Annotated in this window: 13 protein-coding genes; 8 read left to right on the forward strand and 5 right to left on the reverse strand. The window is 69.6% G+C overall.

Annotation, left to right across the window (positions count from 1 at the left end; translation table 11 throughout):
* Window positions 1-119 precede the first annotated feature (119 nt).
* The 3 genes from gltX to ACFYYF_RS33025 all read right to left on the reverse strand — a co-directional run bounded on the left by gltX (window position 120) and on the right by ACFYYF_RS33025 (window position 2,813).
* Window positions 120-1,589 (reverse strand): glutamate--tRNA ligase, encoded by a 1,470-nt coding sequence (gene gltX / locus ACFYYF_RS33015; RefSeq protein ID WP_388781100.1) that lies wholly within the window; start codon window positions 1,587-1,589, stop codon window positions 120-122.
* Entirely contained in the window at window positions 1,582-2,358 is a 777-nt protein-coding gene (locus ACFYYF_RS33020) for a fumarylacetoacetate hydrolase family protein (RefSeq protein ID WP_361683211.1), read from the reverse strand. Before ACFYYF_RS33020 ends, gltX begins: the two co-directional genes overlap by 8 nt.
* A 266-nt stretch (window positions 2,359-2,624) precedes the next feature.
* Window positions 2,625-2,813, reverse strand: coding sequence for a hypothetical protein (locus tag ACFYYF_RS33025; protein WP_361683213.1), 189 nt, complete (start codon window positions 2,811-2,813; stop codon window positions 2,625-2,627).
* A 600-nt stretch (window positions 2,814-3,413) separates the two neighbouring features.
* Here ACFYYF_RS33025 and ACFYYF_RS33030 point away from each other — a divergent pair.
* The 8 genes from ACFYYF_RS33030 to ACFYYF_RS33065 all read left to right on the forward strand — a co-directional run bounded on the left by ACFYYF_RS33030 (window position 3,414) and on the right by ACFYYF_RS33065 (window position 13,836).
* Window positions 3,414-7,106, forward strand: a complete 3,693-nt coding sequence (locus ACFYYF_RS33030) for a nitrate- and nitrite sensing domain-containing protein (protein WP_388781101.1) — start codon at window positions 3,414-3,416, stop codon at window positions 7,104-7,106.
* Between the two features lie 9 nt (window positions 7,107-7,115).
* The gene (locus tag ACFYYF_RS33035; RefSeq protein WP_266765867.1) at window positions 7,116-7,529 is read left to right on the forward strand and encodes a roadblock/LC7 domain-containing protein; all 414 of its coding nucleotides are present in this window, start codon (window positions 7,116-7,118) and stop codon (window positions 7,527-7,529) included.
* 111 nt (window positions 7,530-7,640) lie between these two features.
* A complete protein-coding gene (locus ACFYYF_RS33040; RefSeq protein ID WP_037624993.1) occupies window positions 7,641-8,039 on the forward strand; it encodes a DUF742 domain-containing protein in 399 nt (132 codons plus the stop codon).
* Window positions 8,020-8,595, forward strand: a complete 576-nt coding sequence (locus ACFYYF_RS33045) for an ATP/GTP-binding protein (RefSeq protein WP_028802395.1) — start codon at window positions 8,020-8,022, stop codon at window positions 8,593-8,595. The genes ACFYYF_RS33040 and ACFYYF_RS33045 overlap by 20 nt, the downstream gene beginning before the upstream one ends.
* Before the next feature lie 351 nt (window positions 8,596-8,946).
* Window positions 8,947-12,162, forward strand: coding sequence for a nitrate- and nitrite sensing domain-containing protein (locus ACFYYF_RS33050; RefSeq protein WP_388781103.1), 3,216 nt, complete (start codon window positions 8,947-8,949; stop codon window positions 12,160-12,162).
* A 10-nt stretch (window positions 12,163-12,172) separates the two neighbouring features.
* On the forward strand, window positions 12,173-12,586 hold the full coding sequence (locus ACFYYF_RS33055) for a roadblock/LC7 domain-containing protein (protein ID WP_037625176.1): 414 nt from the start codon (window positions 12,173-12,175) through the stop codon (window positions 12,584-12,586).
* A gap of 94 nt (window positions 12,587-12,680) precedes the next feature.
* Window positions 12,681-13,274 (forward strand): DUF742 domain-containing protein, encoded by a 594-nt coding sequence (locus ACFYYF_RS33060; protein ID WP_361683220.1) that lies wholly within the window; start codon window positions 12,681-12,683, stop codon window positions 13,272-13,274.
* Entirely contained in the window at window positions 13,255-13,836 is a 582-nt protein-coding gene (locus tag ACFYYF_RS33065; protein WP_351123795.1) for an ATP/GTP-binding protein, read from the forward strand. Before ACFYYF_RS33060 ends, ACFYYF_RS33065 begins: the two co-directional genes overlap by 20 nt.
* A gap of 222 nt (window positions 13,837-14,058) precedes the next feature.
* Here the strand turns inward: ACFYYF_RS33065 and ACFYYF_RS33070 are convergent, their stop codons facing one another.
* Window positions 14,059-14,253: an acyl-CoA carboxylase subunit epsilon gene (locus ACFYYF_RS33070; RefSeq protein WP_361683223.1), complete on the reverse strand. Its 195-nt coding sequence runs from the start codon at window positions 14,251-14,253 to the stop codon at window positions 14,059-14,061.
* A gap of 57 nt (window positions 14,254-14,310) precedes the next feature.
* Window positions 14,311-14,526, reverse strand: a 216-nt coding sequence (locus ACFYYF_RS33075) for a carboxyl transferase domain-containing protein (protein WP_388781106.1), incomplete at its 5' end; no start/stop codon positions are given.

Genomic DNA, 14,526 nt, shown 5'->3' on the forward strand with positions numbered 1-14,526 from the left:
CGTGAGATGCGTGACGTCTCCGGCGGGAGGGCGCCCGGGGCGGGTGAGGTGTCCGCGCATGCGTGAGGGGCGGTGTCCGGTCCGGACACCGCCCCTCGGCTGCTTGCTGCCCGCCAGGGCTAGGCGGCGAGTCGCGCCAGCGCCGCGTCGACGCGGGCCAGCGTCTTCTCCTTGCCCAGGATCTCCAGGGACTCGAAGAGCGGCAGGCCGACCGTGCGACCGGTCACGGCGACGCGGACCGGGGCCTGGGCCTTGCCGAGCTTGAGGCCGTGCTCCTCACCGGCGGCGAGGACGGCCTCCTTCAGGGACTCCGGAGAGGTCCAGTCGGCCGCCTCCAGCTTCTCGCGGGCCGTGCGGAGCAGGGCGTCGCTGCCCTCCTTCATGGCCTTCGTCCAGGACGCCTCGTCGACGGCCGGCTCCGGCAGGAACAGGAAGTCGACGTTGTCCGTGATCTCGGAGAGGACCTTCATCCGCGACTGGGCGTGCGGGGCGATCGCCTGCCACTTCGCCTCGTCGAAGTCCTCCGGCGCCCAGGGCGCGAAGGGGGCGCGCAGCCACGGGGCGCAGCGCTCGGTGAAGTCCTTCACGTCGAGCATGCGGATGTGGTCGGCGTTGATCGCCTCGCACTTCTTCAGGTCGAAGCGGGCCGGGTTCGGGTTCACGTCCGTGACGTCGAACGCGGCGACCATCTCGTCGATCGAGAAGATGTCGCGGTCGGCGGCGAGCGACCAGCCGAGCAGCGAGAGGTAGTTCAGCAGGCCCTCGGGGAGGAAGCCGCGCTCGCGGTAGAGGTTGAGCGAGGACTCCGGGTCGCGCTTGGAGAGCTTCTTGTTGCCCTCGCCCATCACGTACGGGAGGTGGCCGAAGGCCGGGGTCTCCTTGGCGACGCCCAGCTCGGTCAGCGCCTTGTAGAGGGCGATCTGCCGGGGGGTGGAGGAGAGCAGGTCCTCGCCGCGCAGGACGTGGGTGATCTCCATCAGGGCGTCGTCGACGGGGTTGACGAGCGTGTACAGCGGAGCGCCGTTGGCCCGGACGATGCCGTAGTCCGGGACGTTCTCCGGGAGGTACGTGATCTCGCCGCGGACCAGGTCGTCGAAGGTGATCGCCTCGTCGGGCATCCGGAAGCGGACGATGGGCTTGCGGCCCTCGGCCTCGTAGGCGGCCTTCTGCTCGTCGGACAGGTCGCGGCAGTGGCCGTCGTAGCCGGAGGGCTTGCCGGCGGCGCGGGCCGCGTCGCGGCGGGCGTCCAGCTCCTCGGTCGAGCAGTAGCAGCGGTACGCGTGGCCCGCGTCCAGGAGCTTGGCGGCGACGTCCGCGTAGAGGTCCATGCGCTGCGACTGGCGGTACGGCGCGTGCGGGCCGCCGATCTCGGGGCCCTCGTCCCAGTCGAAGCCCAGCCAGCGCATCGAGTCGAGGAGCTGCTCGTACGACTCCTCGGAGTCGCGGGCCGCGTCGGTGTCCTCGATGCGGAAGACCAGGGTTCCCTCGTTGTGCCGGGCGAACGCCCAGTTGAACAGGGCGGTGCGGACCAGCCCGACGTGGGGGTTGCCGGTCGGGGAGGGACAGAAACGTACACGGACGTTAGCCACGCTTGATCACCTTGTTGGTGAGAGTGCCGATGCCTTCGATGGTGACGGCGACCTCGTCGCCGACGTTCAGGGGGCCGACCCCAGCCGGGGTGCCGGTGAGGATCACGTCGCCGGGGAGCAGCGTCATGGCCTCGGTGATGTTGACGATCAGGTCCTCGATGGAGTGGATCATCTCGCTGGTGCGCCCGAGCTGCCGCTGCTGCCCGTTGACCGTGCACTGGATGGTCAGGTCGGCGGGGTCGAGGTCCGTCTCCACCCAGGGACCGAGCGGGCAGGAGTTGTCGAAGCCCTTGGCACGCGCCCACTGCTTCTCGCGCTTCTGCACATCGCGGGCGGTGACGTCGTTGGCGCAGGTGTAGCCGAGGATGACGTCCTTGACGCGCTCGCGCGGGACCTCGCGGCACATGCGGCCGATGACGACGGCGAGCTCCGCCTCGTGGTGGAGCTCGCTGGAGAAGGAGGGGTACTGGATCGGGTCGCCGGGGCCGATGACCGAGGTCGACGGCTTGAAGAAGGCGAACGGGGCGTCGGGCACCTCGTTGCCGAGTTCCTTGGCGTGCTCCGCGTAGTTGCGGCCGAAGGCCACGACCTTGTTCGGGAGCACCGGCGGCAGCAGCCGGACCTTGTTCAGCGGGACCTTCGTACCGGAGAGCTCGAAGTCCGCGAACGGGATGCCCTTGATGATGTCGAGGACGAGCTCGTCCGGCCTGTCGCCCTCGACCGCGCCGAAAGCGACGTTGCCGTCGATGGAGAATCTGGCGATGCGCACGGGATCCTTGCGCCCCTCACTGAGCTGGCTGGAGTCTGACGCTCCAGGCTAACGCGGCAGGGGCTGCGGGCTTCGCGTATATCCGCCGGGTCGGTGAGCGGCGGGGCGCCGGTCCGTGGACCGGGTGGCGGCGCCCCGGTGGAGGACGCCGGCTGACGGCACCCCCGTGGAGGAGCGTCCGTGACCGGTGGGGCCGGGCGCGGGGCGGGGCCGTCCGTGACCGGCGGGGCCGCGCGCGGGGCGCGGCCCTCGGCCGGTCACCGTGTTCACTCGGCGGCGGCGACCGCGACCGGGGCGTCCATCAGGACGGTGCGGCGGGGGTTGGCCGTCTGGAGGGGGAGGACGACCGCGTGCTCCGGCAGCTCCGGCGTACGCAGGGCGTCGGCGTCCTCGAGGTGCGCCAGCGTCGTGCGCCGCGGGTTGGCAATGTTGCGGAACATCATCGTCGTCTTCACCGTTTTGCTCGACCTTGTCGTCCTGGGCGCCGGTCGGGGTCAAAGAGCCCCACATGGACGCGGGTTGTCGGATTCGCCATCCCTGTAAAGCGTCAGGCTAAACATTCAATTCCCTGGCGATGGCGTGAAGACGCCATGATCGGCATGTGAGTTTCCTCACTCACCAAGGGGCAAACCGGTCAATCGAGGCCCCCAACTCGACGCGACCTAACGGACATTACGCCACTGAACCAATCATTCCGCTCCTGATCATCGCGACTGGGACAGGGTATGCGCACCCTCGGCTCGTAGGCGTATGCCCGGTATGTACGAGAACCCCTTACACGTCTCGTGACCTGTCCATCACATCCTGTCACGAAGGTCACAGCCTGGTACACGGGCCTTGTTGGAGATCCTGGGCTGTGCTGGAATTCCTCGGACCGCCGCGGATTCACGATCCGGCGCGCAGGGGCGCTACTCAGCGCCGAGTGGCGGCGGGAAGGGGGAACCTGCGCCGGTCACTCAGACCACATACACAGGGCGCATCTGCGTCCGTGTACAACGCCGACACCGTCCCGCCGTTCCAGCGGAGGGGCGCCTGGTCCAGAGGTTGCGACGCTAGTGCAGGGACGTTTCAAGAGGGATGGCAGCGCTTCGGCGGAGCCGGAGCCGCGCGGCGGGACCGACCGCGGTTCCTCGCCCCAGCACGCCCAGAACCCGGGACCGGCAGAGGTCGGCGGCAGCGGTGAACACTCCGCTCGCGCCGGCGCGAAGCCGAAGGCTCCCGCCACCACGACCGACGCCGCGCAGACGGACACACCGAGCCACGGCTCGCGCGTAGCCCTGCGGAACTGGCGCATCTCGACGCGACTCGTCTCGCTGCTCGCGCTCCCCGTGGTCGCCGCGACCTCGCTGGGTGCGCTGCGCATCAACGAGTCGATGGACAACATCCAGCAGCTCGACAACATGCGGCTGCTGACCGAGATGACCAAGCAGGCCACCGAGCTCGCCGCCGCCCTCCAGAAGGAGCGCGACGAGTCGGCCGGTCCGCTGGCACACGGCGCCCTGTCCAACAACTACGAGGTCAAGTCCGTGCGCGACGCCACGGACGTGGCGAAGAAGCACTTCCTCGAGGGCACCCAGCAGGTCGACGACGCCACGGCCGCGGGCCAGCTCTCCGGCGTGCACGACAGCCTCGTCGGCGTCGTCAGCGAGCTCTACAAGCTCAACCAGATCCGCAGCGACGCCTACAACGACCCGCAGAACGCGACCCAGACGGTGGACGCGTACCACCGCCTCGTCACCGAACTCCTCGCGCTCTCGCAGGACATGGCCGAGGCGACCAGCAACCCGGAGATGATCCAGCGCACCCGCGCGCTGGCCTCGTTCTCCGCCGCCAAGGAGTACGCCTCCGTCCAGCGGGCGATCATCGCCGCCGCGCTCCCCACGCAGCCGAAGACCTTCGGAACCCTCTCCAAGAACGACCAGCAGTACGCGCTGTCCGCGCAGGAGAGCCAGGAGTCCGAGAACCAGGCCTTCAAGAACATCTACGGCTCCGGCAGCACGGAACTCCTCCTGCCGATCGAGGGCGACAACCCCACGATCAAGTCGGCCGACCAGTACGCCAAGCGCGTGCTGAGCAACCCCGAGGGTCTGCGGACGCAGAACAAGCGGTCCTACAGGGACTGGCTCGACGACGACTCGTCCAAGATCGACCAGATGTCGAAGATCGAGACCACGCTGCTCAGCGAGATGGAGCAGAAGGCCCGTGAGCTGCGCAACGAGTCGCAGAGTGAAGCGATCATCTCCGGTGTCCTGATCCTGCTCGTCCTCGGTGTCTCGCTCGTCGGCGCCTTCGTCGTGGCGCGGTCCATGATCCGCTCGCTGCGCCGCCTGCAGGACACCGCCACCCGGGTCGCCCAGGACCGTCTGCCCGAGCTCGTCAAGCAGCTCTCGGAGTCGGACCCGCAGGACGTCGACACCTCGGTGGAGTCGGTCGGTGTGCACTCCCGGGACGAGATCGGCCAGGTGGCCGCGGCCTTCGACGACGTGCACCGCGAGGCCGTCCGCCTCGCCGCCGAGCAGGCCCTTCTGCGAGGCAACGTCAACGCGATGTTCACCAACCTCTCGCGCCGTTCCCAGGGCCTCATCCAGCGCCAGCTCTCGCTCATATCCGAGCTCGAGTCCCGCGAGGCCGACCCCGACCAGCTCTCCTCGCTGTTCAAGCTCGACCACCTCGCGACCCGCATGCGCCGTAACGGCGAAAACCTTCTCGTTCTCGCCGGTGAAGAGCCCGGTCGCCGCTGGACCCGCCCGGTCCCGCTGGTCGACGTCCTCCGCGCCGCCGCGTCCGAGGTGGAGCAGTACGAGCGCATCGAACTCGCCTCGGTGCCCGGCACCGAGGTCGCCGGCCGGGTCGTCAACGACCTCGTCCACCTGCTCGCAGAGCTGCTGGAGAACGCCACCTCGTTCTCCTCCCCGCAGACGAAGGTCAAGGTCACCGGTCACGCCCTGCCCGACGGCCGGGTGCTGATCGAGATCCACGACACCGGTATCGGTCTGTCCCCCGAGGACCTGGCCGCGATCAACGAGCGGCTCGCCGCTCCGCCCACCGTGGACGTCTCCGTCTCCCGGCGCATGGGTCTGTTCGTGGTCGGTCGTCTGTCGCAGCGTCACGGCATCCGCATCCAGCTCCGCCCGTCCGACTCCGGTGGTACGACCGCGCTGGTCATGCTCCCCGTGGACGTCGCCCAGGGCGGCAAGAAGCCCATGCCGAACAAGCCGGGCCAGGGTGCCCCCGCCGGCGGCCCCACCGCGGCGCAGGCCTCGGCCGGTGCGGCCTCGGCCCGTCGCTCGGGTCCCTCGCTCGGTGCCGGTTCCCCCTCCGCTCCCGGCGGTCCCCTCGGGGCCCCGCCGCAGCGCGGGCAGGTCGGCGCGGGCCAGGCTCCGCGGGCCGCGCTGCCCGGCACGGGCCAGGGCGGTCGCCCGGGTGCCCCCGGCGGCGCGCGTGGCCAGCAGGGCCAGGGTCAGCAGGGCCGGCAGGCTCCCGCCGGTGCGAACGCCTTCGGGCAGAGCCCGCAGCAGGGCTTCGGCGACGGAACGGGTTCCCAGAACGCCTTCGGCGACACGTCCGGCGGCCGCAAGAATTCGTTCGGCAACGGATCCGGTGCCGGCCAGAACGCCTTCGGCGACGCCAACCAGGCCGCTCCCGCGGCGCCCGCGAAGGCGCCGACCGGCGGCAAGAGCGGCCGTCGCCGGCCGCAGCTCCCGGGCCGCGGTGGCGCACGCGCCGAGCTGCCCGGCGGCAACGCCGGTTCGCGCACGCCGAGCTGGAGCGACGACAACGCACAGCCGCCGGTTCCGCGGACGTCGCACGACACCCCGCGCGGTCACGAGGACCCCGACGCCACGTCGCGCATGCCGCGCATCGACGACCGGCAGGGCCCCGCCTCCACCGCGGAGTTCGCCCGTCCCGACTTCGACGCCCCGCGCCCCGGCGCGAGCGCGCCGCAGAACAACGGCCAGAACAACGGCCAGTACGGCTACGGCAACCAGTCCCCCGCCGGCCAGAACCCGGCCGCCACGGGACAGTTCGCGGCCCAGGGCTACGGCGCCTCCCAGGCTCCGTCGTCCACCGGGCAGTACGCCCAGCCGGGTTACGCGCCTTCCCAGGACCCCGCGTCCACCGGGCAGTTCGCGGCCCCCGGCTACGGCAACGGGCAGGGTTCGTCCACCGGACAGTACGAGCGGCCGGCCTCCCCACAGGCTCCCGCCCGTCCGCAGGCCCCCGAGGCGCTTCCCCCGGCCTCGAACCCCGGTGACGGCCGTACCCCGCTGTACGACACGCTGGAGACCAACTGGTTCCACGGTCAGGCGAACGGCTCGGACGGGGCGCCGGCCAACGGCACCGCCCAGAGCAACGGTTCCCAGAACAACGGGTCCCAGGGATACGCACAGGCCGCCCCCCAGCAGCCGCAGACTCCCGCGGCCCCGCCGCGGCCGGCCGCCGCACCGGCCGCCACCTCGTGGCGCAGCTCTCCGAACGACGACCTCGTCAAGCAGGCGGAGCGTTCCCGTAAGCCGTCGGCAGGAGGGGTCACCACCTCAGGCCTGCCGCGCCGAGTCCCGCGAGCCAACCTCGTCGCGGGCACGGCACAGCAGCAACAGCACCAAAGCGGTCCGCAGGTCTCGCGTGCGCCCGATGACGTACGCGGCCGGCTGACCAATCTCCGTCGGGGCATTCAGCAGGGTCGACAGGCCGGCAACGGCCAGACCGGCAGCTTCCCCAGCCCCACTCACCAGCAGGAGCGTTAGTTGAGCCCGATGAGCCAGGCGGCACAGAACCTCAACTGGTTGATCACCAACTTCGTGGACAACACCCCCGGGGTGTCCCACACCGTCGTCGTGTCCGCCGACGGACTCCTTCTGGCAATGTCCGAAGGCTTCCCCCGCGACCGCGCGGACCAACTGGCGGCCGTCGCCTCCGGACTCACTTCGCTGACCGCCGGGGCTTCCCGGATCTTCGAAGGCGGAGCCGTGGCCCAGACGGTCGTGGAGATGGAGCGCGGCTTCCTCTTCCTGATGTCGGTTTCGGACGGATCGTCCCTCGCGGTCCTCTCCCACCCGGAGTGCGACATCGGTCTCGTCGGCTACGAGATGGCACTGCTCGTCGACCGTGCGGGCGCCGTCCTCACGCCGGACCTGCGTGCCGAACTACAAGGCAGTCTGCTTCACTGACCGCCGCCGGATCCAGACACCGCACGAAATCACCGTCCGGCCGCCACAATCCCCCCACCGGCCTCAACAGACGGCACGACTGACCGACTTGCTGTCCCGCCCGGAGGATTCATGACCCCGCCCCCCGCCTCTCATGATCCGTACGCCGAGTCGTACGGGGATGAAGGCGACCAGCCACTGGTACGTCCGTACGCGATGACCGGTGGCCGGACCCGGCCGCGGTACCAACTGGCCATAGAAGCTCTGATCAGCACCACGGCCGATCCGGCCCAGCTGATGGGACTGCTCCCCGAACACCAGCGCATCTGCCATCTGTGCCGGGAAGTGAAGTCGGTGGCCGAGGTGTCGGCCCTCCTGTCCATGCCGCTCGGCGTGGCCAGGATCCTTGTCGCGGACCTCGCCGAGGCCGGACTTGTCGCCATTCACCAGCCTGGCGGCGATGAGAACAACGGCGGCGCGCCGGACGTGACACTGCTCGAAAGGGTGCTCAGTGGACTTCGCAAGCTCTGACGGAGGCCGGGCGACCACCTCCGCGAAGATCGTCGTAGCGGGTGGCTTCGGCGTCGGCAAGACCACGTTCGTGGGTGCCGTCTCCGAGATCAACCCCCTGCGTACCGAGGCCGTCATGACCTCCGCCTCGGCGGGCATCGACGACCTCACCCACACCGGGGACAAGACCACCACCACGGTGGCCATGGACTTCGGCCGTATCACCCTCGACCAGGACCTGATCCTGTACCTCTTCGGTACGCCGGGCCAGGACCGTTTCTGGTTCATGTGGGACGACCTGGTCCGCGGCGCCATCGGTGCCGTGGTCCTGGTGGACACCCGGCGTCTCGCCGACTGCTTCCCGGCGGTCGACTACTTCGAGAACAGCGGCCTGCCGTTCGTCATCGCCCTCAACGGCTTCGACGGTCACCAGCCGTACAACCCGGAGGAAGTGCGCGAGGCTCTGCAGATCGGCCCGGACGCCCCGATCATCACCACGGACGCGCGACACCGTGCAGATGCGAAGAGCGCTCTGATCACGCTGGTCGAGCACGCCCTCATGGCACGGCTGCGGTAGCAGCCAAGTAGACGGCCCCCTATGGGACTTGTCGTAGAAGCATCGGAGCCGGCTGTGTCATTTGACACGGCCGGCCTCGGTGTTCATAACGTTTCGACAGAGAATTTCGCTGGCCCCGACACGCATAGCGGTCGCCCGATGCCCCTGCGTTCATGAAAGCCCCGCCTTTTGGCGGGGCTCGCTCTTTATGACCGTTTTATCTGTGGCCAGCGCCACTCGGAATCAACCGTTCCGAGTGTTTGGAATGGCGCTGCTTGGCATGCTGGAATGCGCTGAACTGCCCAGTAGTCAAGGGCGCTGGTAGATACGGCGGCACACAGTAGGTGCCGACGCCGAGAGGTTGTTGGTCGAGTGAGGCGAAGCATGAACGGTCCCGAGCCGTCGGCACGGGGCAACTTCACCCCGCCGGCGCGCGGAGCGGCGCCCGCACAAGTCGCCGGCCCCGAGCCCACGCCGGCGCCCGCGCCGAGCGGGAGCCGATTCTCCCCGCGCAACTGGCGCGTGCCCACCAGGCTGAACGCGATCCTGCTCATACCCGTGGTGGTCGGCCTCGTCATGGGCGGCTTCCAGGTGAAGGGCTCGATCGACACCTGGCAGGAAGCGCAGGACGCCGAGAAGACGGCCCGCCTCGTGCAGGCGGCGCTGAACTACGGCGACAAGCTGTTCGAAGAGCGTGACCTCAGCGCCGCGCCCCTGCTGTCCGGCAAGGGCGTGAAGGACGCCACCGTCGTGAAGGTCCGCCGGGAGACCGACCTGGCGGCCGACGCCTTCGACGAGGCCGCGCAGAACATGCCGAAGACCCCGGGTCTGGAGCGGCGTCTCGCGGTGTTCCGCAGCGTCGAGCCCGGTCTCGAGAAGCTGCGGGGCGCCGCGTACACCACGGCGCTTCCCGGAGTGAAGACCGAAGAGGGCTACCTCCAGATCCAGCACCCGCTGATGGAGTTCGCCAACGAGCTCGGTCTGGGCACCGGAAACATCACCAGCTACGGCCGTACGGTCTACGCGATCTCGCTGTCCAAGGCCGCGCTGTCGCTGGAGCGGTCCATCGGTCTGCACCTGCTGGTCAAGCCGGGCCCCGGCAACAGCGGCCTCGCCAGCCAGCGCGTCGCCCTCTCCTCGTACGCCTACCTCGAGGGCATCGCCATCGAGGAGTACAAGGGTGGTGGCACCGAGGCCGACTCGGCCAAGCTCGACGAGGCGTCCGCCAAGATCAAGACGGAGCTGACCGCGAAGGCGAAGGAAGCCGCGGCGGCCGACCCGAACTACGTGCCGCCGCCCACGGGCGACAGCGAGATGGTCAAGGAGCTCTCGGGGCTCAGGTCCACGCTGGAGAGCGACCGCGCGCTGCTCGCCGCGAAGGGCGTCACCGCGCAGAACTGGATGGCGGTCAACACCGCCAAGTACAACGCGTACCGCCAGATCGAGTCGGACCTCGCCGACAAGGCCGTGGCCGAGGCCGGTGACATCTCCGACACCGCCCGTACCGACGCCTTCATCACCGGTGCCATCGTCGTCGTCGCCCTGCTCGCCGCGTTCATCCTGGCCGGCATGGTGGCCCGCCAGATGAGCCGCTCGATGCGCCAGCTCCGCAGCGCCGCCTTCAATGTCGCCGAGCAGCGTCTGCCGATGCTGGTCGACCAGCTCTCGCGCACCGACCCCGGCCGGGTCGACACCCGTGTGCAGCCGATCCCGATCAACACCACCGACGAGATCGGCGAGGTCGCCCGGGCCTTCGACCAGGTCCACCGCGAGGCCGTACGACTGGCCGCCGAGCAGGCCCTCCTGCGAGGCAACATCAACGCGATCTTCACGAACCTCTCGCGCCGCAACCAGTCGCTGATCGAGGGCCAGCTGACCCTGATCACCGACCTGGAGAACAACGAGGCCGACCCGGACCAGCTCGAGAACCTCTTCCGGCTGGACCACCTCGCGACCCGTATGCGCCGCAACGGCGAGAACCTCCTGGTCCTCGCCGGCGAGGAGCCCGGACGCCGCTGGGACCAGCCGGTCCCGCTGGTCGACGTCCTGCGCGCCGCCTCCTCCGAGGTGGAGCAGTACGAGCGCATCGAGCTCTCCGGTGTCCCGGAGGCCGAGATCCACGGCCGCGCCGTGACCGACCTCGTGCACCTGCTCGCCGAGCTCCTGGAGAACGCGACCACGTTCTCCTCCCCGCAGACCAAGGTCCGTGTCACCGCGACCCGTCTCCCCGACGGCCGCGTCATGGTCGAGATCCACGACAAGGGCATCGGCCTCACCGCCGAGGACTTCGCGGACATCAACCACAAGCTGGCCAACCCGCCGACCGTGGACGCCGCGATCTCGCAGCGCATGGGCCTCTTCGTGGTCGGCCGTCTGTCCGACCGCCACGGCATCCGCGTCCAGCTCCGCCCCTCGGGCGAGCAGGCCGGCACCACGTCGCTGGTCATGCTCCCCGACGCCATCACCCACGGTGGCGGTGGCGAGCAGCAGCCGATGACCGACGAGTTCACCGTGTCGCAGATCATTCCCGAGCAGCAGCACCAGCAGCAGTTCCCGGGCGAGAACTTCGGTGCCCAGCAGCAGCCCGTGCTGACCGCCGCGGACCTCGGTTTCGACGACAGCCGCTACGAGGTCCCGGACGACATCCGCGATCTGGACCCCGTGGGCCGCTCGCTGATGCGTGAGGAGCGCCGTGCGGCCCTGGAGGCCCAGGCACAGGGTCCGGAGGCCATCGAGGCCCCCCAGTCCTACGCCGACGCCTTCGACGCCCCGGCCGGGTACGACAACGGACAGCCGTCCTTCGACGGCGCCCCGGCGTACGACGGCGGCCAGGGTGTCCACGAGGACCAGCAGGCCACGTACGACCGGCAGACGCCGTACGAGGAGCCGCAGCAGGCTGCGTACGACGAGGCGTACTTCCCGTCCAACGGCGGCTACCCTGAGCCCTCCTACACGGAGCCGGTCCAGCAGGAGCACGCCGGGATGGGCGGCTCCGCCCCGGAGACGCTGTCGGGCTACGGCGAGCAGTCCTACCAGGACGACTGGCCGCAGCAGGACGCGTATCAGGGCGGGTACCGGTCCGACTACGCTCCGGAAGCGGAATCTCCGCAGGTCGCTGACGCGAACGAGCGGGACAGCGTAGGCTTTGGTCGTCCGGGTCCGGCCGCTTCGGCCCCCCACACGATGACCGACGCGGGCCTCCCCCGTCGCGGTCCCGCCCCCGCCGGCAACGCCCGGCGCCCGGCGGAACCGACGAGGGAGCAGGCGCCGCCCATGTCCTCCGGGAACACGGGCGACGACTGGCGGTCGTCGAACGACGATCGGTGGCAGCGCGCCGAGCAGCTGAAGAAGCCCAAGGCTGGCGGGGTCACCTCGTCCGGTCTGCCGCGGCGGGTGCCCAAGGCCAACCTGGTCGAGGGAACCGCGGAATCGACCCCCCAGGGAGGCCCCCAGGTCTCCCGTGCTCCCGAAGACGTCCGGGGCAGGCTGAGCAACCTGCGTCGCGGTGTCGAGCGGGGACGCAGTGCAGGTAGTGAGACGAACGGTCAGGGCTTCGGTTCTGACAGCACCTACAACCAGGAGCGTTAGTGTGAGCCCGATGAGCCAGGCGGCACAGAACCTGAACTGGTTGATCACCAACTTCGTGGACAACACCCCCGGTGTGTCACACACAGTGGTGGTCTCCGCCGATGGACTCCTTCTGGCTATGTCCGAAGGCTTTCCCCGTGACCGCGCCGACCAGTTGGCAGCCGTCGCGTCCGGCCTCACCTCTTTGACCGCGGGCGCGTCCCGTATCTTCGAGGGCGGCCACGTGAACCAGACCGTTGTGGAGATGGAGCGAGGATTCCTCTTCCTCATGTCCATTTCGGACGGTTCTTCACTCGCAGTACTTGCACACCCTGAGGCGGACATCGGTCTCATTGGGTACGAGATGGCGCTCCTGGTGGACCGTGCGGGCACGGTCCTGACTCCGGATCTTCGTGCGGAGCTCCAAGGCAGCCTTCTCAACTAATAGACAGACGGTGCGAATTGTCGTCCCGGGGCCGTAAGGTTTCGGGACGCGGTCCCAGCGTTGGGTGCCCGGCACGGTCGGAGGAGGAGAGAAAGTGGTAACACCCCCAGGCGGTTCGTCTTCGGGCAATTGGTCGTACGGCCCCGGCCAGGGGCAGGGCGACGGTTCAGGCGACCCGAACCGGTACAGCTTTCCTCCCTCCGCGCCCAGCCAGCGGCGGCAGCCGTACGCGCCCCAGGGTCCCCAGGGTCCCGGGCCGTCTCCGTACGACCAGCCGTCGGCACCGCGCATCCAGCCCGTGCAGCCGCAGCGACGCTCTCCCGAGGCGTCGCCCGCCGGTGCGTCCAACAACCCCCTGGTGCGTCCGTACGCCATGACGGGTGGCCGTACCAGGCCCCGCTACCAGCTCGCCATCGAGGCGCTGGTGCACACCACCGCGCAGCCGCACCAGATGCAGGGCCAGTTGCCCGAGCATCAGCGCATCTGCAACCTCTGCCGTGAGATCAAGTCGGTGGCCGAGATCTCGGCCCTGCTGACCATCCCTCTCGGTGTGGCCAGGATCCTCGTCGCCGACTTGGCGGAAGCGGGCCTGGTCGCCATTCATCAGCCGGGCGGCGACGAGAGCGCCGGCGGCCAGCCAGCCGTGACATTGCTCGAAAGGGTGCTCAGTGGACTTCGCAAGCTCTAGCGGAGGGCCTTCCCGCTCCACCACGTCCGCGAAGATCGTGGTGGCGGGCGGCTTCGGCGTGGGCAAGACCACGTTCGTCGGCGCCGTCTCGGAGATCAACCCGCTGCGTACCGAGGCCGTCATGACGTCTGCTTCGGCGGGCATCGACGACCTCACCCACACCGGGGACAAGAAGACCACGACGGTCGCCATGGACTTCGGCCGTATCACCCTGGACCAGGACCTGATCCTGTACCTCTTCGGTACGCCCGGTCAGGACCGCTTCTGGTTCATGTGGGACGACCTCGTGCGCGGCGCGATCGGCGCGATCGTCCTGGTCGACACCCGCCGTCTCGCCGACTGCTTCCCGGCGGTCGACTACTTCGAGAACAGCGGCCTGCCGTTCGTCATCGCCCTCAACGGCTTCGACGGCAGCCAGCCGTACAACCCGGAGGAGGTCCGCGAGGCCCTCCAGATCGGCCCGGACGCCCCGATCATCACGACCGACGCCCGTCACCGCGCGGACGCCAAGTCGGCGCTGATCACGCTGGTCGAGCACGCCCTCATGGCGCGTCTTCGCTAGCGTCCCCCGCTCGCACGACGACGGCCCCGTTTCTCCGCCCGGAGAAACGGGGCCGTCGTGCGTCACCCGCCGCCCCGTACGGCCCCGTTGGGCGGGCGGGTGGCCGGGAGTGCCCGAACGGCCCCCGCAGGGGCCTGTGTTGGCCGTGGAGGACGTCCACGGGCCGCGGACACACGACAGCCCCGCCCTCCATCGGAGGACGGGGCTGTCGGCGTCAGACCCTCAGCGCCAGCTGTGCGGCGCCCGGAAACCGGGCTCCCGCTCAAGTCGGCGCCAGCCCGCCTTGCGGTGGGGGCGGTGGGAGGGAGCGGCATCAGTGGGAGCGGAGGCGGCACGGGCCAGCAGGATCGCCGTGATGGCGGCGACCTCCTCGGGCTCGGCGTGGCCCTTCTCGACGCGGATGTCAGGAGTGCTCATAGGTGTCAGTCTCCGTGAGAGAGGTTTCCGCGGGGGTACCGCGGAGGATCCGCAGGGTTACTGCGGGGGGTTGCCGTGCTTGCGGGAGGGCAGGTCCGCGTGCTTGGTGTGCAGCATCGCGAGCGACTTGATCAGGACCTCGCGGGTCTCCGCGGGGTCGATGACGTCGTCGACCAGTCCGCGCTCGGCGGCGTAGTACGGGTGCATCAGCTCGGCCTTGTACTCCTTGACCATGCGCACGCGCATCGCCTCGGGATCGGCGGCGTCGGCGAT

The sequence above is a fragment of the Streptomyces sp. NPDC001914 genome (assembly GCF_042891215.1).
Lineage (GTDB): Bacteria > Actinomycetota > Actinomycetes > Streptomycetales > Streptomycetaceae > Streptomyces.